Raw genomic sequence first — 15,347 nt, forward strand, 5'->3', positions numbered from 1 at the left:
GTCCGAATGATGACAAACAGATCTCCGTTATGTGACAACGCAAAAGTGCGCGGCACCACGCCGGGACCTTGACAGCGGAGAGGCCGCGGTGTTCGCTCTGCCCGTCTCGGAAACAGCCGGGTTTTCAAAGGGATGTCTGTCCATTTCTGGGGTCACTTGACGACGGAGGATGTCGCGGCGCTAAAGCCGTCGCGTACGCTGGCCCTTTTGCCCGTCGGCGCGATAGAGCAGCACGGCCCGCACCTTCCCTTGGCGACCGACATCCTGATCACCGAAGCGGTGCTCTCCTCCGCGGCCGAGCGTGTGGCGGACGACCTGACACTCCTGATCCTGCCGTCCCAGGCCATCGGTCTCAGCCCCGAGCATATGAGTTTTGCCGGCACCCTCACACAAGCCGCGGAAACCCTCATCGCCTCCTGGACAGAAATCGGCCGTTCCGTCGCCGCGGCGGGCGTGCGCAAGCTGATCCTTCTCAACAGCCATGGCGGCCAGCCGCAGATCGTCGACCTCGTCGCGCAACGCCTGCGCAGCGAAGCCGGGATGCTGGCGGTCCGGGCGAACACTTTCCGGTTCGACCTGCCAGACGGACTGATCTCGGACGACGAACAGAAAACCGGCCTGCATGGGGGCCAGATCGAGACCGCCCTGATGCTGGCGATCGCGCCGGAGCTGGTGCGGAAGGACAAGATCGCGGATTTTCCCAATTCGGCCGCAACCCGCACCGCCACATCGAAACGGCTCGGACTCTCGGGGGCCGGCGGTTTCGCCTGGAACGCGGAGGATCTCAACCCGTCCGGCGCAACCGGTGCGGCGAGCCGCGCGACAGCGGACCAGGGGAGCGCCCTGCTCGCCGCCTACGGGCAACAGCTCGCGGACCTGATCGAGGATGTCGCGGACTGGCCGTTGAGTGGCGGTGCGCCTTTCGGCGAACAAAGATGAGCGGCATCTGGAGGGAGATCCTCGCCGGGCTCGGAAAGAGCATCCCGGAAGATACCGGGGTGGACGCGCAATACGTCCCCTGGGAGCTGTATCGCGACCTCGCCGCGGCCTGCGCGGAGCGACCGACCGTGATCGCCCAGATCGGACAGAGCCTCGACGGCCGCATCGCGACCGTGAGCGGTCATTCGCATTACGTGAACGGACCCGAGAGCCTCGATCACCTGCACCGTCTCCGCGCCATCGCCGATGCCGTCGTGGTCGGCGCGACGACCGCGGTACTCGACAATCCCCGCCTGACCACCCGCCGGGTACCCGGCCCGAACGCGGTCCGCGTGGTGATCGACACGCAGGGCAGAGTGCCGGCAGGCCATGCCCTGCTGACCGAACCGGATGCGGAAACCCTCCTCGTCTCCGGCACGTCCCGCAGCGATCTCCCGGCACATTGCGGCATGCTGGACGCCACCGGCCCCAACGGCCGCGTGGATCCTCGTCTCCTGCTCGCGGCACTTCGCGGGCGCGGCCTCTGCACCATCCTGATCGAGGGCGGCGGGCTGACGATTTCCCGTTTCCTTTCGGAGAAGCTGATCGACCGGCTGCAGGTCTCGGTCGCGCCGTTGATCATCGGCTCGGGCCGCCCGGGACTTGTCCTGCCGGAAATCGAGAAACTCGATGCGGCACTCCGCTTCGAGGCGCGGACCTACCCGCTCGGCAAGGATACGCTGTTCGACTGCCGCCTCAGCTGAGCGGCACAGCGAACAGATCCCGGTGGCCGACATAGATCCGGGTTTCGGGGCGGGCGAGCAGTGCCGCGCCCCAGGTCGCGATTTCCTCGCGGTCGAGGGGCGCGATCTCGCCCGCGGCAGACACCCAGCCCTCGACCAGATCGCGCGCCCCCGGATCGCCCGCCGTCAGGCTCCAGTCGCTCGCGCCCTCATCGACCCGGTAACCGCGCCGCGTAAGGCCTTCGACCAGGGCCGGATGCGCGTCCGGACCGAGCGCCGGTCCGAAGCCCTTGTCGCCATGCTGATGATCGTTCATCAGCGCCTCGAGGTTTTCCGCCTCCTCGTGATCGCCTTCGACATCGATCCGCCCGTCATAGGTCAGCACCGCGAGCAAGGCACAGCCGCGCGATGCGACGGCATCGAGGAAGCGATCAAGCCATTCCGCCGAAACAAGATCGAAGAGCGCCGAAGCAGTAACCAGATCCACATCTTCCAGCAGCGGTGCGATATCCGATGTAGCGAGATCGAGGCTCTCCACCGCGATCCGGTCGTCAGTCTTCAGAGAGGCATGGCCAACGGCACGGTCCAGCAACGCAGCGTCGCTGTCCACCAAACGCCAGTCGCACGGCGTTTTCAGCAACGGTGCCAGATGGCGCTGGTTGTTTCCCGTCCCGGCGCCGAGATCGAGGATCCGGAGCGGCGCCGGCCGTCTCCCGGCCCATTGCACCAGTGCGCCCTCGACTTCCGGGCTTCGCGCCGCCCGATCCCATACCGCGCGCGCCGTCAGCCAATCTGCCGAAAACCCGCCGCTCATTGCAAAGTCACCCCGTCGACAGCACGCTGAAAGGCCGTTTGCGCCCGCGCCCAGTCGGACAGCCCTGCCGCCGCGTCCCGGCTCCGCGCCGCGCGTTGCAGGCGGGCACCGTCATCCATCAGAAGGGTGCGGAGCGTGCGCCCGAGCGCGTTGCTGTCGCCAGCGGGCACCAGTTCGGCCGCCGCCCGGACCGCCTCGGCGACGGCCCCCTCTTCGGTCGTCACCACCGGAAGCCCGAAGGCGACCGCGTCCGCAAGCGCCATGCCGAACCCCTCGTGATAGGTGGCGGAGAGAAAGAGGCCGGCCCCGCGGTGCAACGCCACCAGCTTTTCTTCGACGAGCTCGCCATGGAAGGTTACACGCTCCAGGATTCCCAGCTCGCCCGCAAGCGTCTTCAGCGCCGCACCATGGTCCGGGTCGCGCGGCGCGCCGACGATGTCGAGGCGCCAGTCGAGGTCGCGGCAGGACGCGAGCGCCCTGAGGGCGATGTCGTGCCCCTTGCGCTTCGTCAGGGTCGCCACGGAAAGGATGCGGACCGGCGTACTCCCGCCGCCGGACCAGCGTTCACGCCGGGCCCATTCGGCGATACCCGGTTCGACCACGCGGACCGCGGAGGGATTCACCCCGAAATCGCGCAGCCTCAGGGCGGTCCGGGCGCTGGAGACGACAATCCGCGCGACCTCTGCCAGCACCGCCTTCTCGGCGGCGAAAAACGCTTCCTTCTCGCGGTCTCCAAGACCGGTCTCGTCGGCCAGCGGGTGGTGGATCATCGCCACCACGTCGAGCCGGGATGCGTGCTGGGCAACCGCCTGACCGAGCGCGGTCAGGGCCAGACCGTCGATGACGCAGAGCGCCCGGTCCGGAAGTCCGGCCAACACCGCCGCACCGGCCGCAACGTCGTAAGGCGCCGCACGCGGGAAGTCGCCCGAAATTTCATGGACGGCACCCAGCCGGCCGGCTGCCTTCAATCCCTCGACCATCTGCCGGTCATAGATGAAGCCGCCTGTCAGCGTGCCGAGCGGCCCTGGAACGATGAAATGGACCGGGAGGCTGGAATCCTGCAGACGTGCGGGGGTCACAATGTCCCCTCGTAGGAGGCCCAGGCAATGTGGGACTCGTGAAGCGTAACCTTCATGCCGGCGAGCCCGAGGGCCGTCTCGCCGAGCTTTCCGGCGCGGATCGAGGCCGCCATGGCATCGAAGATGTGCCGGGCGAGGAACTCGGTCGTGGTGTTCTCGCCCTTGAATTCCGGCAGTTCGTCGAGATTGCGGTAGGCGAGCGGCGCCAGGACCGCCTTCAGTTCTTCCGAGGCGGCGCCGATATCGATCACGAGATTGTCCGCATCCAGCTCCGCGCGGCGGAACTCGACATCGACCACATAGGTCGCCCCGTGCAGGCGCTGCGCCGGCCCGAAGGTCGGGGAGTTGAAGCTGTGCGCGATCATCACGTGGTCGCGGACGGTAAGTGCGTACATGAATGGCTCCGGTCAATCAGGATAGCGGATACGGTGGCAGAGAGTCTCGGGCGCGCCGGATGTAAGCTTGGCCATGATCTTCGGCAAGTCCTCGAACGGGCTTTCGCCGGTGATCAGCACATCGAGCGCAGGGTCGTCGAGCAGACCGATGGCTTCGGCAAGACGCTCCCGGTGCCTCGCACCCTGGCGCCGCGACGGGGCGACCGCGCCGACCTGGGAGGCCTGGATGGTGAGGCGCTGGGAATGAAAGGCGCCGCCGAGCGGCAGCGAGACCTCGCGGTCGCCATACCAGCTGAGTTCGATGATCGTCGCCTCGAAAGCGGCGAGGTCGAGCGCCCGGCGCAGCCCCGCCTCTGTCGCGCTCGCATGGAACAGCAGGCTGAATTTCTCGGGATGCCCGCCGGCTCCGGCATAGCGAAGACCGAGCGCCTCGCAGACCGCCGCCCGGCTTTCCACCGGATCGAAGACCCACACCTCTTCACCCCAGAAGCGACGGGCGAGATAGCCGGTGAGAAGCCCGACCATGCCGCCGCCGATGACGCAGAGCTCCTTTGAGCGCGCCGCCTCTGCATCCCAGACCGCATTGAGCGCGGTTTCCATATTCGCGGCCAGCACCGCCCGCTCCGGCGACACTTTCTTCGGCAGCGGGATCGCCGCGTCGGTCGGGACGACATAGCGGGTCTGGTGCGGGTAGAGCACAAAGACCGGCGTGCCCTTGGCCAGCCCGTCGCCCCCCGCGACCCGCCCGACCGAGGCATAGCCGTATTTCACCGGACCCGGGAAACGTCCCTCCTGGAAAGGACAGGCCATCCGGTCCCATTCCGAGCGCGGCACGCCGCCGCGGAAGACGAGGCTCTCCGTCCCCTTGCTGACCGCGGAAAAAAGCGTCTCGACCAGAAGCTCGCCATCCGCCGGCTCCCGGAGCGTTTCCTCGCGGATTTCCCCCTGCCCGTTACCGTGCGACCAAAAGGCACTCGCAACGCGCATATTCCTGCCCAAATCTGATTTCATGGTTCCCATCCGGGCATCCGGCCCGAGCATTCATCCCTGGAGGCGTAATATGGAACTCCCCTCGCGCGCAGCAAAAACTATCGTGAGCGTCGTCGCCGTTCTGGTGATGCTCGCGGCCGGCGCGGCGCCGAGGGCGGAACCCGCGCGATACGAGGTCGATCCGGATCATCTGTCGATTACCTTTCGGACCAGCCATCTCGGTCTGGCCGACAGCCGCGGCATGTTCCTGATCGGCGCGGGCAGCTTCAGCTTCGACGAATCCGCCCCCGCGATCCGGGATATCCGTTTCACCGTCGCGCCGGCCGGCGCCTTCACGCCTCCTCAGACCGGGAGCGCGGACATCGCCGGAGCCGGGAGCAGAATCACTTTCGTCGGCAAACAGAGCCGGCAGACCGGCCCCCGCACCGGGACCGTCAGCGGTGATCTTACCCTGAACGGAATTACCCGGCCGGCAACGCTGGACCTCACCTGGATCGACAACCAGGACTTCCCCTTCCGCTCCAAGCACCACGCGGTGGCGCTCTCGGTCGAGACGCGGATCAGCGACCGCACTTTCGGCGGCACCGGGGCGCCCGGCGGCGAGATGGAGCTGCAGATCGATTTCGAAGCCAAGCGGGTCGAGGGATAGCTCGATCAGAATTTTTTGCAGTCGTCATTCCCGCGAACGCGGGAACCCAGCGACCGTAGAACAGAGACCGTCTTCCCTAAGTCCCTACTTGCGTGGGGATGACGACCCGAAACAAGAAAAAGGGCCGGCATTGCCGGCCCTTTCGCATTCTGGTCAATGAGGCCTGCGAACAAACCTCAGGGCAGTTCCATACCCCGCTGCAGGGCCGGACGCGCCATCATATTGTCGTACCAGCGCTTCACGTTCGGGAACTGGGCGAGGTCCACTTCCTGCCAGTCGTGCCGGAACACCCAGGGCAGGGTCGCGAAGTCGGCGATGGAAACCTCGTTATTGGCGAGATAGTCCCGGCCCTCGAGACGGCTGTTCAGCACGCCGTAGAGACGCAGGCATTCCTTGCCATAGCGCTCGATGCCGTAGGGCACCTTCTCCTTGGCGGCGCGCTTGAAATGGTGCACCTGGCCGAAGATCGGACCGATACCGCCCATCTGGAACATCAGCCACTGGATGACCTCGTAGCGCTTGCCCATCTCGGACGGCATGAACTTGCCGGTCTTCTCGGCGAGATACATCAGGATCGCGCCCGACTCGATGACCGTGTAGGGCTTCCCGCCCGGGCCGTCCGGATCGATGATCGCCGGGATCTTCGAGTTCGGGTTGATGGCGATATATTCCGGCGTGAACTGCTCGTCCTCGCCGATATTGATCGGATGCAGGTTGTACGGAATCCCGCACTCCTCCAGCATGATCGTGATCTTGCGGCCGTTCGACGTCTTCCACGTGTAGCATTCGATCGGTGCCGTCATGGCGTCCCCCTCTGAATTCTGGAACCTGCATACAAAAAAGACGGCTGCCTTTGTGCAACCGTCTTTTCGGAACGGGTCTTATTCGGCCGCGGCGAGCCGGCCCTCGTTGGCAACGGCCCAGATCTTCTCCTGGGTCGCCGGCATGTCGATATTCACCACGCCGAGCGCGTCGCAGACGGCGCTGATCGCCGCCGGCGGAGCGCCGATGGCGCCAGCCTCGCCCGAGCCCTTGATGCCGAGCGGGTTGGTCGTGCACCAGACATTGTGCGTGGTGAAGTCGATCATCGGCACCTGGTCCGCGCGCGGCAGGTTGTAGTCCATGTAGGAGCCGGTCATCAGCTGGCCGCTCTCCTCGTCATAGACCGCATGCTCGTAGAGCGCCTGGCCGAGGCCCTGGCCGACGCCGCCATGCACCTGGCCCGCCAGCATGTTCGGATTGATCACCGAGCCGAAATCGTCGACCACGGTGTAGCGCTGGATCTCGACGATGCCGGTATCCGGATCGATCTCGAGCTCGCAGACATGGCAGCCGTTCGGGAAGGTCGCGGCTTCCGGCACCCGGTGATGCGTGGTGTCGAGGTTCTCGTCACCCTCGGCCTGCCGGCTCACATCGAACAGCGACATGGTCTTGTCGGTGCCGGCGACGGTGAAGGTGCCGTCGGCGAACTCGATGTCCTCGACCGCCGCTTCCATAACGCGGGCTGCGACCTTCTTGCCCTTCTCGACGATCTCGCGGCCGCCGAGCAGCACCGCGACGCCGCCCACCGGCAGCGCGCGCGAGCCACCCGTCAGGCCCGGAGGCGTGCGGTCGGTATCGCCCTGGATGATCTTGATCCGCTCGCCGTCGATGCCGAGCACGTCGCCCAGCACCTGGGCATAGGCGGTCTCGTGCCCCTGCCCGTTCGACTGGTTGCCGATATAGATCTCGATCTTGTCGTCCTCGGTGAAGCGGATGTCCGCGGTCTCCGGATTGCCGCCACCGCATTTCTCGATGTAGTAGCCGAGCCCGATGCCGCGCAGCCTGCCGCGCTTTTCCGACTCCGCCTTGCGCGCCGGGAAGCCGTCCCAGTCCGCCCGCTTCATGCATTTTTCCATGACGGTCTGGAACTCGCCGGTGTCGTAGACGTTCCCGAGCGCGGTGCTGTAGGGCATCTGCTCCGGCTTGATGTAGTTCCGCCGACGGATCTCGTCGCGGGTAAGCCCTGTCTCGGCCGCGCAATTGTCCATCACCCGCTCGATCAGGTAGGCCGCTTCCGGACGGCCGGCGCCGCGATAGGCGTCAGTCGGCGTGGTGTTTGTGACGACACCCTTCACGTTCACATAGATGCTCGGGATGTCGTAGACGCCGGACAGCATGTGGGTGCCGGCCTCGGTCGGGATGAAGGCCGCGAAATTCGACAGGTAACCGCCGAGATTGGCGAAGGTCTCGACCTTCATGGCGATGATCTTGCCGTTCTCGTCGAGAGCGGCCTTCACATAACTGATATTGTCCCGGCCCTGGGTGTCGGACATGAAGGCTTCCGAGCGGTCCGGCGTGTATTTCACCGTCCGCTTCAGCCGCCGCGAGGCCCAGGCGATCAGGCACTGTTCGGGATAGAGGAAGATCTTCATCCCAAAACCGCCGCCGACATCGGTGGTGATGCAGCGCAGCTTCGACTTGTCGATCTTCAGCACCGTCTCCGCCAGATGAGGGTGGATGAAGGACGGGCCCTGGGTCGAGCTGTAGAGCGTCGTGCGGTCGGTCTCCGCGTCATAGAGGCCGATGGCGCCGCGCGGCTCCATGGAATTAACGATGATGCGGTTGTTGACCACGCGGGTCTCGACCACCCGCGCCGCGCGGGTGAAGGCGGCGTCGTTGATCTCAAGATCGCCCTTGTGCCAGTCGAAGCAGATATTGTGCGGGATGTGATCGTAGAGCTGGGCCGCGCCCGGCTTGGTCGCCGCCTCTGCATCGGTCGCCGCCGCGAGCGGCTCGTATTCGATGTCGATCAGCTCGGCGGCATCGCGCGCCGCCGAAAGCGTCTCCGCGATCACCATGGCGACCGGGGTACCGACATGGCGCACCCTGTCGCCCTCAAGGATCGGCCGCGGGGTATCGGCCCGGGGGCTGCCGTCCTTGTTCGGCGCCGGCGCGAGCGAGGGCAGATCGCCGAGCCCGTCTTCTTTCACGTGTTTGTTGGTCAGCACCGCGACCACGCCCGGCACCGCCTCGGCGTCGGACGTCTCGACGGATTTGATCTTCGCATGCGCATAGGGCGAGCGGAGAATATAGGCACGCAGCGCGCCGTCCGGCGCCACATCGTCCGTATAGTTCCCCTGGCCGGTCAGAAGGCGCTGGTCCTCGACACGTTTGATCGCCTGACCGATACCGAATTTAACCATCAAAAGCCTCCATGTCGGATCGCAGCCTGATTGCCGCGCCGTTAATCTCTCGGGCGGGATGTTAGGAGGGGAGAAGTCTGGCGCTCAAGCATGAATTGGAGTAGCAAGACCTCTCTTCACGTACCCGTCACAGAGATAAGGGCTCAACGCCCGTGGTCAAACCCGGCACGCCCGACACTTCGGGCATCCCCGCTTTCGCTGTCTTTCTGCTCGCCATGCTCGCCCTGCTCTGGGGCCTGAACTGGCCGGTGATGAAGCTGTCGCTCGCGGAATACCCGCCCTTCGTGTTCCGTGCGGTTGCCGGCTTGTCAGCGGCGGTCGGGCTATTCGCTCTGGCCCGGGCACGAGGCCTGCCGCTCCGCGTCCCGCGCGCCGAGTGGAAGGGCCTGATCATCGTCTCCGTGCTCAACATGTCCGTCTGGAATATCGCGGTGCTCTACGGCGTCGACCTGATGGAATCGGGGCGGGCGGCGATCCTCGCCTACACCATGCCGCTCTGGGCCTCGCTGACCGGCGCGTGGCTGGTGAAGGAGTGCCTGAGCGGCCGATCGATGATCGCCCTCGGCCTCGGTCTCGTCGGCATGGGACTGCTGTTCTTCGGCGACGAGCGCGCGCTCTCGGGCGGGCCGCTCGGCCCGGCGCTGGTGCTGTTCGCCGCCATCGCCTGGGGCTCGGGGACGGCTGCGGTGAAATATTTCGGCTTCTCGATCCCCGTCACCGTGCTGACCGGGTGGCAACAGCTGCTGGGCGCGGTGCCGATCGCACTGATCGCCGGCGTCTGGGACTACCAGCACATGCCGGAGAGCGTCAGTTTCTGGCCGACCATGGGTCTCGTCTACAACATGACGATCACCGGGATCTTCTGTTACTGGGCCTATTTCAACGTGGTCACCATGCTGCCGGTCGTGGTCTCGACCGTCGGCACGCTGATGGTCCCGGTCATGGGCGTGGTGTTCGACGCGATGATTTTCGGCACGGTGCCGGGGCTGGTCGATTATGCGGCGCTCGCCGCCGTCGTCTCCGCGGTCTTTCTGGTGATGACCCGGCGGCGGCGCTGAAACCTCAGATGAAGGCGTAGTGCACGGCGCTGAGCAGCGGCACCAGCACGGCCCAGACCACCAGCACATAGAGCAGGTTCGGCCCGATCGCGACGACCAGAGGCCGCACGCCGAACATGGATCCCGCGGTTACCACCGAGAGCGAGGCGATCGAGATCATCGATCCGAGCCCCCAGCCCGCGAGCATTGCCTCGTAGAGCGCAAGCGGCAGGACGCCATGCGGCAGGCTGGTCAGCGCGGCGAGGAAGATCGTCCCGGTGATGATCGGATGGATCCCGACGACCGCCGGCAGCAGCTGGATGCCGATCAGCGCTGCCAGCAGAACCGGCGCTGGCAGTCCGCCCTCGAGCAGCGGCGCGACATGGACGATCAGCGCATCCGCCTCGCCCGCGGTCGTTCCGACCACCATTGCGACGACGATCAGCGCGAGGTCGTCGCCCATCCGGCTCATCGCGGTCGCCGTTTCCTCGAAGACCGGGCGGACCTGCTCCGGATGGCGCTGGAACTGGATCGCACAGAGCACCGGCATCACAACGATGATCGCTCCGAGGGTCGAGAGCGGCGTGAGCGCGCCGACAAGGATCACGGTCCCCGCGGCAAACCCGAGCCGCGGCGCGATCGGACCGAGACAGGCGAGGGAATCCCGAACCGCTCCGAGGCTGAAGGGTCGCGCGAACATGGCGAGCGCGATGGCGATCGAGAGACAGACACAGAAGAAGCCGAACGGCACGATCTGCCAGAGCTCGACTTGCGGCAGATAGGTCCCGGCCACCGCGAAACCGACAAAGAACGGCGACCAGAGCACCGAGATATTCATGCCGCGCATGGCGGCGCGGGCCGCTGTGAGCCGGCGCTCTTCGGTCGCGTCCTGCTTGATCACTGCGGAGACGAGGGCAAAAGCACCGGTGTTGAGCACCGAGCCGAACACCGTCGTTCCGATGGCGATGCCCACATCGGCGGCCTGTCCCGGCAGGGAGGCCAGCCTCTCCTGGCTGATCCGCACAGATGGCATGCGAAGCGCCACGGCCTTGGTCATCTGCAGGGTCGGCAACAATCCGGCGAAGATCAGGCTGCGCTCGAGGCCGCGCAAGGCATCCGCCGGGCCCGCCACCGTCAGCAGCAGGACGGCCGTGATGAGACCGCCGCCGAGCATCAGGAACTTGGTCTCGCGCCGGGCCTTCGGCAGGGTCAGAAGCACAAAGATCAGCAGACCGATGCCGGTCAGATGGTCCAGCATCGGCGCGGAGACGAAGAGACCGGCAACCGATCCGAGCCAGACAGCTGCCAGGAGCAGAACACGCCAGTCCTTGAAAATCTGCGGCAGAATCTTGGTCTCCAGCGGCGGAGCGAACACAGGGCGGGAGTTCGAACACTGCCCCCAGCTCCATGATTTGGCAATCCTCCGGCACGGCACATATCCGGCGCCGAACCGTCTTCCGCCAAGGGATGCAACGTGTTATCGGTATTCTATCGAATTTGGCACAAATTTAGGGCGGACGAGTCTCCATGAGCGACACTTCGAACACCAGCGGCGGCGGCAAGGGCGGTCAGCAGCCGAACATCGTGATTGCCCCGGAATGCCAGGACATCTTCGTCGACGGTGTCATTGGCGCCATGGTGCGGGACGGTGTCGTGCGGATCAATCTGGTCAATACGCGCTTCAATATCGACGGCTCGCAGGTCGAACATGCCGTGGTCTCGCGGATGATCATGTCGCGCTCGGGCGTCCGCAACCTGCACGCCGCCCTTGAGCAACTCATGGGCCGGCTCACCCGCTCGGCCGACGGCCGCCGCGAGGAAGACCACGCCGCCAGCGAAGAGGACTGATCCGCTCCCGGATCAGATCGTCGCGTGCTGCAACACGGTGAGATTGGCCGCGCGGATCATCTGCGCCAGATTGTGCAGCACAAGAACCAGCACGGACGGGTAGTCCGCGAGCACCTGACGGAACTCGCTCGGCGGCATTGCGGCGACGATGCAGTCTTCTATGGCCTGAACCTCGGCGGACCGCGGTCCGCCGTCCAGCGCCGACAGCTCCCCGAAATAGGCGCCCTTGCCGAGCGCATCCAGATGCAGGGCGTTCCCGATGATCGTGTGGTTCAGGACCTCAGCCTTGCCGGAGAGCATGAAATAGACGTCATGGTCCGCGCCGCCGGTGGAAATGATCACCTCGTCGGCCCGGAACAGGCGCTTGGTGCAGAGCGCTGCGATCTCCGCGCGCTCGTTTTCCCCGAGATCCTGGAAGATCGAGATCCGGCCGATCTCCTCGGCACTGACCGGACCGCCGTCGACATCCCCAATATTCGCACTCATCTGGTTTCCGCCTGTTTTCTGGACTGTGTCCCACCACTTTGTATGCGCAGCCTGTCCGGCGCAACCGTACTCCGGGTCGCAGGCCGGACGTCAGAGACGTCCGTCGGCGCGCAGCTGACGCAAGGCCGCCGCGATCGCCCGCGAGTCGCCTAGCCCCGTGTGAGCGCCGGGCACTTCTTCCAGCCCGAGCTGTGCAGGAAGACTCGAGCTGACGGCTCGCCGGTTCGGCACGCCGAGCGCTTCGGCGATGGTCTCTCGGAGATTCGAAAACAGTCCGGGAGGGAACGGCCAATCCACGCCCGCCCATCCAGCATTCTGCACCAGGTCAGACCAGTCGCCGCCATTGCTGTACGCCGCCCGGGCATCGCCGACAAAGGCCGCGAAAGCTTGTAGCGCTTCGGCAAAGCCGACGGCTTCCCGGTCCAAATCCACATTGGTGATCCCGGTGAGCGCGGTGAAATAGTCCGAGAGGACAGGGTTTTTCTCCGGTCGAATCAGGATCTCGAAACTGTCCTGCTCCGCCATCGGCATCGCCGCGTCGAGCTTCACCGCGCCGATCTGCACGACCTCCATATATTCGCCAGGGCCGCTCCAGTTGCGCGCGAGCGAGCCCTCCCAGGCGGTAATCTCGAGATCGAAAATCACGATGCTGCCGCTCTCGGGAAAGCCGTCAAACGGAGTCGCTGCGGTGCTTCCGGTGACACGGTCTGCGCGTCCGCTCATGGAGCCGCTCCTCCGGGCTGGTTGCATAGGGGCTGGAAACGAAGCCGCAGCAAACGCTACAGTTCGCTCCCGACCCTGCCAAGCGAAAGACCCATGACCAGAGATCTCGTCCATATCGGCTGCGGCGCCGGTTTCGCCGGGGACCGCAAGGATGCCGGCGGCCCGGTTGTTGACACGCTCGCGAAACGCGACGGCCCGAAATATCTGATCTTCGAGACCCTGGCCGAACGCACCCTGGCGCTCGCGCAGAAACAGAAACTGAAGAATCCGGAGAAAGGCTACTCACCCTTTCTCGAAGCCTATGTGCGCCCTGTGCTGCAACGCTGCCTGGAGCACAAGATCCGTATCGTCTCCAATTTCGGTGCGGCGAACCCGATGGGCGGGGCCCGGAAGATCCTGGAGATCGCGAGAGAGCTCGGCTGCCGTACCCCGCGGATCGCCGTGGTCTCCGGCGACGACCTGCTCGCAGTCATGAACGAAGGCGAGATCCGCGCGCACAAGACCATCGAGGGACTTCCGATCGGCGACGGTATCGTCGCCGCCAATACCTATATCGGCGCTCGCCCTATCGCCGAGGCGCTTGCGGGAGGCGCGGATATCGTGGTTGTCGGACGCACCACCGACCCGGCCTTGGTCCTGGGTCCGCTGATCCATGAGTTCGGCTGGGCGGAAGACGACTGGGACAGGCTCGCGGCGGGAACACTTGCCGGGCATCTGCTCGAGTGCGGCGCCCAGGTGACCGGCGCCTATTTCGCCGATCCGGGCTTCAAGGATGTGCCCGATCTCGCGCATGTCGGCTTCCCGGTTGCCACGATCGGCCGCGACGGCGCGATCACGGTCTCCAAGGCGGAAAACACCGGGGGCGCGGTTACGCCCGCGAGTGTGATGGAACAAATCCTCTATGAAATGCACGATCCATCGGCCTACCTGACCGCCGACGTCGTGCTCGACATCACCGGCGTGACGGTCACCCAGGAGAGCGAAAACGTCGTCGCGGTCAGCGGCGCCAAGGGCAAGCCCCGGCCCGACACGCTGAAGACGACGGTCAGCTTCGACGGCGGCTGGCTCGGAGAAGCCGAGATCAGCTATGCGGGACCGAATGCCCTCGCACGCGCGGAACTTGCCCGCGACGTGATCCGCGAGCGCTGTCTGGAACGCGGCAGCAACGCCGAGTACCGCTTCGATATCGTCGGGCTCTCCAGCACGTTCGACGGCGGAAGCGCGCCCTATCCGGGCCGTCCGGCTCCGGCGCCCGACGGCGATTTCAGGGTGCGGGCCGCGGTTTCCTGCCACTCGAAAGAAGTTGCGGAGGATCTCGCCGACGAGGTTCTCAGTCTCTATTGCTCGGGTCCGGCGGGCGGCGGAGGTTTCCGCCGTAACATCACGGCGCAGATCCATACCGCCTCCATCCTGGTGGACAGAGACCGGCTCGCTCCATCGGTCGGCTATTGCGGAGCGGAGATATGACCATCGTGCTCGAAACTGTCCGCCTGAAGCTGCACGACATCGCCCACGGGCGCAGCGGCGACAAGGGCAACCGCTCGAATATCAGCGTCATTCCCTATAGCCCAGAGGCCTACCCGCTGCTGCTGGAACAGGTGACCGAAGCGAAGGTGCTGGAACTCTTTGCGCATAAGGGTGCGAGCGCGGTGAAACGCTACGAACTGCCGAACCTGCCGGCGCTGAACTTCGTGATCGACGATGCGCTGGAAGGCGGGGTCAACAGCACGCTCAATCTCGACCTTCACGGCAAGACGCTGTCCTTCATGCTGCTCGCGATGCCGGTGGAGGTTCCGCTCGACCGCGTCCGCGAATTCACCGACGGGCGCCGCAGCTAGCTCCCGTCGCGCGGTTACATCAGCGCTTTTTCAGAGCTTCGAGCTTCGTTTCCAGGACCGCCTCGCGCATTTTCGCCGGCAGCAACAGGAGCCGGTCGGACGCCTCTTCGGCGTTGAGCTGGCTCACCTCTTCCTCGCTCATCGCCTTCGCCGCGGTCTCGAGTTCGCTCTTGTATTTCTTCAGGCCGGCCTCGACGGCGGTGACGGCCTGACGACCGATCTCGATTTCGTGCAATACCTTCTCGTAGCGCTCCTCGACGTCGAGGCGCTTCAGCTTGATATAATCCCCGTGATCGGGGATCAGTTTTTCGAGGGATGGCAGCAGCGTGCTCTCGAAATATTCCTCCGCGACACGCCGGCTTTCGCTCTTGATCCCGAGGATGTCGAAGCCGATCGGCTTTGCGAGCCGGCGTATTCCGAGGCGGACCACTTCAAGTGCGTAGTTGGTATCGTAGTTCCCGCAAAGCTGATCCAGCGTTTCGCGCGCCTTGCCGGGGCTCTCGTAGCAGCGGAAGAGCCCCTGCGCCAGGGCGTCCAGCTTCATCTCGTGCTTCGTGATGTAGCGCTTCTCGAGCTCCAGATAGGTCTCGTCCTTCTGGTGCTCTTTCAGGCTGCGCGTGACTTTCCGATGCAGCTTCTGGC

The 15,347-nt window shown here is 65.3% G+C and carries 17 protein-coding genes; 7 read left to right on the top strand and 10 right to left on the bottom strand.

The genetic code is table 11. From position 1 onward, the window contains the following. Positions 1-132: 132 nt before the first annotated feature. Complete coding sequence (locus JJ959_RS17315; protein WP_292886405.1) at positions 133-939, top strand: creatininase family protein; 807 nt, start codon at positions 133-135, stop codon at positions 937-939. After that, the gene (locus JJ959_RS17320) at positions 936-1,682 is read left to right on the top strand and encodes a RibD family protein (RefSeq protein ID WP_292886408.1); all 747 of its coding nucleotides are present in this window, start codon (positions 936-938) and stop codon (positions 1,680-1,682) included. Before JJ959_RS17315 ends, JJ959_RS17320 begins: the two co-directional genes overlap by 4 nt. On the opposite strand, the gene JJ959_RS17325 is transcribed toward JJ959_RS17320, so the two are convergent. The 4 genes from JJ959_RS17325 to JJ959_RS17340 are packed head-to-tail and all read right to left on the bottom strand — an operon-like array spanning position 1,675 to position 4,960. Further along, positions 1,675-2,475 carry a class I SAM-dependent methyltransferase gene (locus JJ959_RS17325; RefSeq protein WP_292886411.1) on the bottom strand — a complete coding sequence of 267 codons (801 nt, stop codon included), beginning with the start codon at positions 2,473-2,475 and terminating at the stop codon, positions 1,675-1,677. The genes JJ959_RS17320 and JJ959_RS17325 overlap by 8 nt on opposite strands. Further along, positions 2,472-3,554 carry a glycosyltransferase family 4 protein gene (locus JJ959_RS17330; protein WP_292886414.1) on the bottom strand — a complete coding sequence of 361 codons (1,083 nt, stop codon included), beginning with the start codon at positions 3,552-3,554 and terminating at the stop codon, positions 2,472-2,474. The genes JJ959_RS17325 and JJ959_RS17330 overlap by 4 nt, the downstream gene beginning before the upstream one ends. Further along, the gene (locus tag JJ959_RS17335; RefSeq protein WP_292886417.1) at positions 3,551-3,949 is read right to left on the bottom strand and encodes a 6-carboxytetrahydropterin synthase; all 399 of its coding nucleotides are present in this window, start codon (positions 3,947-3,949) and stop codon (positions 3,551-3,553) included. The genes JJ959_RS17330 and JJ959_RS17335 overlap by 4 nt, the downstream gene beginning before the upstream one ends. Positions 3,950-3,961: 12 nt before the next feature. Then, a complete protein-coding gene (locus JJ959_RS17340; RefSeq protein WP_292886420.1) occupies positions 3,962-4,960 on the bottom strand; it encodes a zinc-binding alcohol dehydrogenase in 999 nt (332 codons plus the stop codon). An 82-nt stretch (positions 4,961-5,042) separates the two neighbouring features. On the opposite strand from JJ959_RS17340, the gene JJ959_RS17345 reads away from it, so the two are divergent. Continuing rightward, positions 5,043-5,588 carry a YceI family protein gene (locus JJ959_RS17345; RefSeq protein WP_292886423.1) on the top strand — a complete coding sequence of 182 codons (546 nt, stop codon included), beginning with the start codon at positions 5,043-5,045 and terminating at the stop codon, positions 5,586-5,588. A 176-nt stretch (positions 5,589-5,764) separates the two neighbouring features. On the opposite strand, the gene JJ959_RS17350 is transcribed toward JJ959_RS17345, so the two are convergent. Next, positions 5,765-6,391: a glutathione S-transferase family protein gene (locus JJ959_RS17350; RefSeq protein WP_292886426.1), complete on the bottom strand. Its 627-nt coding sequence runs from the start codon at positions 6,389-6,391 to the stop codon at positions 5,765-5,767. 78 nt (positions 6,392-6,469) lie between these two features. Continuing rightward, positions 6,470-8,773, bottom strand: coding sequence for a xanthine dehydrogenase family protein molybdopterin-binding subunit (locus tag JJ959_RS17355; protein WP_292886428.1), 2,304 nt, complete (start codon positions 8,771-8,773; stop codon positions 6,470-6,472). A gap of 152 nt (positions 8,774-8,925) precedes the next feature. Between JJ959_RS17355 and JJ959_RS17360 the strand changes: the two genes are divergently transcribed. Continuing rightward, positions 8,926-9,831 (top strand): DMT family transporter, encoded by a 906-nt coding sequence (locus JJ959_RS17360; protein ID WP_292886431.1) that lies wholly within the window; start codon positions 8,926-8,928, stop codon positions 9,829-9,831. Positions 9,832-9,835: 4 nt separating this feature from the next. Here JJ959_RS17360 and JJ959_RS17365 read toward each other — a convergent pair whose 3' ends face one another. Next, positions 9,836-11,185 carry a hypothetical protein gene (locus JJ959_RS17365; protein ID WP_292886434.1) on the bottom strand — a complete coding sequence of 450 codons (1,350 nt, stop codon included), beginning with the start codon at positions 11,183-11,185 and terminating at the stop codon, positions 9,836-9,838. Between the two features lie 152 nt (positions 11,186-11,337). Between JJ959_RS17365 and JJ959_RS17370 the strand changes: the two genes are divergently transcribed. Then, on the top strand, positions 11,338-11,658 hold the full coding sequence (locus JJ959_RS17370) for a hypothetical protein (RefSeq protein ID WP_292886438.1): 321 nt from the start codon (positions 11,338-11,340) through the stop codon (positions 11,656-11,658). A 12-nt stretch (positions 11,659-11,670) separates the two neighbouring features. Here the strand turns inward: JJ959_RS17370 and JJ959_RS17375 are convergent, their stop codons facing one another. Both JJ959_RS17375 and JJ959_RS17380 read right to left on the bottom strand, forming a co-directional pair. Then, a complete protein-coding gene (locus JJ959_RS17375; RefSeq protein ID WP_292886441.1) occupies positions 11,671-12,144 on the bottom strand; it encodes a cyclic nucleotide-binding domain-containing protein in 474 nt (157 codons plus the stop codon). Between the two features lie 90 nt (positions 12,145-12,234). After that, positions 12,235-12,867 carry a 3'-5' exonuclease gene (locus tag JJ959_RS17380; RefSeq protein WP_292886444.1) on the bottom strand — a complete coding sequence of 211 codons (633 nt, stop codon included), beginning with the start codon at positions 12,865-12,867 and terminating at the stop codon, positions 12,235-12,237. A gap of 93 nt (positions 12,868-12,960) precedes the next feature. Between JJ959_RS17380 and JJ959_RS17385 the strand changes: the two genes are divergently transcribed. Together JJ959_RS17385 and JJ959_RS17390 are read left to right on the top strand one after the other, a co-directional pair. After that, positions 12,961-14,334 (top strand): acyclic terpene utilization AtuA family protein, encoded by a 1,374-nt coding sequence (locus JJ959_RS17385; protein ID WP_292886447.1) that lies wholly within the window; start codon positions 12,961-12,963, stop codon positions 14,332-14,334. Continuing rightward, complete coding sequence (locus JJ959_RS17390) at positions 14,331-14,705, top strand: hypothetical protein (protein WP_292886450.1); 375 nt, start codon at positions 14,331-14,333, stop codon at positions 14,703-14,705. The genes JJ959_RS17385 and JJ959_RS17390 overlap by 4 nt, the downstream gene beginning before the upstream one ends. Before the next feature lie 19 nt (positions 14,706-14,724). On the opposite strand, the gene JJ959_RS17395 is transcribed toward JJ959_RS17390, so the two are convergent. Then, a partial coding sequence (locus JJ959_RS17395; protein WP_292886453.1) for a hypothetical protein occupies positions 14,725-15,347 on the bottom strand: 623 nt, incomplete at its 5' end.

This window comes from Nisaea sp., from assembly GCF_017640745.1.
GTDB lineage: Bacteria > Pseudomonadota > Alphaproteobacteria > Thalassobaculales > Thalassobaculaceae > Nisaea.

Excerpts from the sequence above, each read along its gene's own strand:
- JJ959_RS17315 (WP_292886405.1), top strand. The coding sequence starts at position 133 with ATGTCTGTCCATTTCTGGGGTCACTTGACGACGGAGGATGTCGCGGCG.
- JJ959_RS17320 (WP_292886408.1), top strand. The coding sequence starts at position 936 with ATGAGCGGCATCTGGAGGGAGATCCTCGCCGGGCTCGGAAAGAGCATC.
- JJ959_RS17325 (WP_292886411.1), bottom strand. The coding sequence starts at position 2,475 with ATGAGCGGCGGGTTTTCGGCAGATTGGCTGACGGCGCGCGCGGTATGG.
- JJ959_RS17335 (WP_292886417.1), bottom strand. The coding sequence starts at position 3,949 with ATGTACGCACTTACCGTCCGCGACCACGTGATGATCGCGCACAGCTTC.
- JJ959_RS17340 (WP_292886420.1), bottom strand. The coding sequence starts at position 4,960 with ATGAAATCAGATTTGGGCAGGAATATGCGCGTTGCGAGTGCCTTTTGG.
- JJ959_RS17350 (WP_292886426.1), bottom strand. The coding sequence starts at position 6,391 with ATGACGGCACCGATCGAATGCTACACGTGGAAGACGTCGAACGGCCGC.
- JJ959_RS17355 (WP_292886428.1), bottom strand. The coding sequence starts at position 8,773 with ATGGTTAAATTCGGTATCGGTCAGGCGATCAAACGTGTCGAGGACCAG.
- JJ959_RS17370 (WP_292886438.1), top strand. The coding sequence starts at position 11,338 with ATGAGCGACACTTCGAACACCAGCGGCGGCGGCAAGGGCGGTCAGCAG.
- JJ959_RS17375 (WP_292886441.1), bottom strand. The coding sequence starts at position 12,144 with ATGAGTGCGAATATTGGGGATGTCGACGGCGGTCCGGTCAGTGCCGAG.
- JJ959_RS17380 (WP_292886444.1), bottom strand. The coding sequence starts at position 12,867 with ATGAGCGGACGCGCAGACCGTGTCACCGGAAGCACCGCAGCGACTCCG.
- JJ959_RS17385 (WP_292886447.1), top strand. The coding sequence starts at position 12,961 with ATGACCAGAGATCTCGTCCATATCGGCTGCGGCGCCGGTTTCGCCGGG.
- JJ959_RS17390 (WP_292886450.1), top strand. The coding sequence starts at position 14,331 with ATGACCATCGTGCTCGAAACTGTCCGCCTGAAGCTGCACGACATCGCC.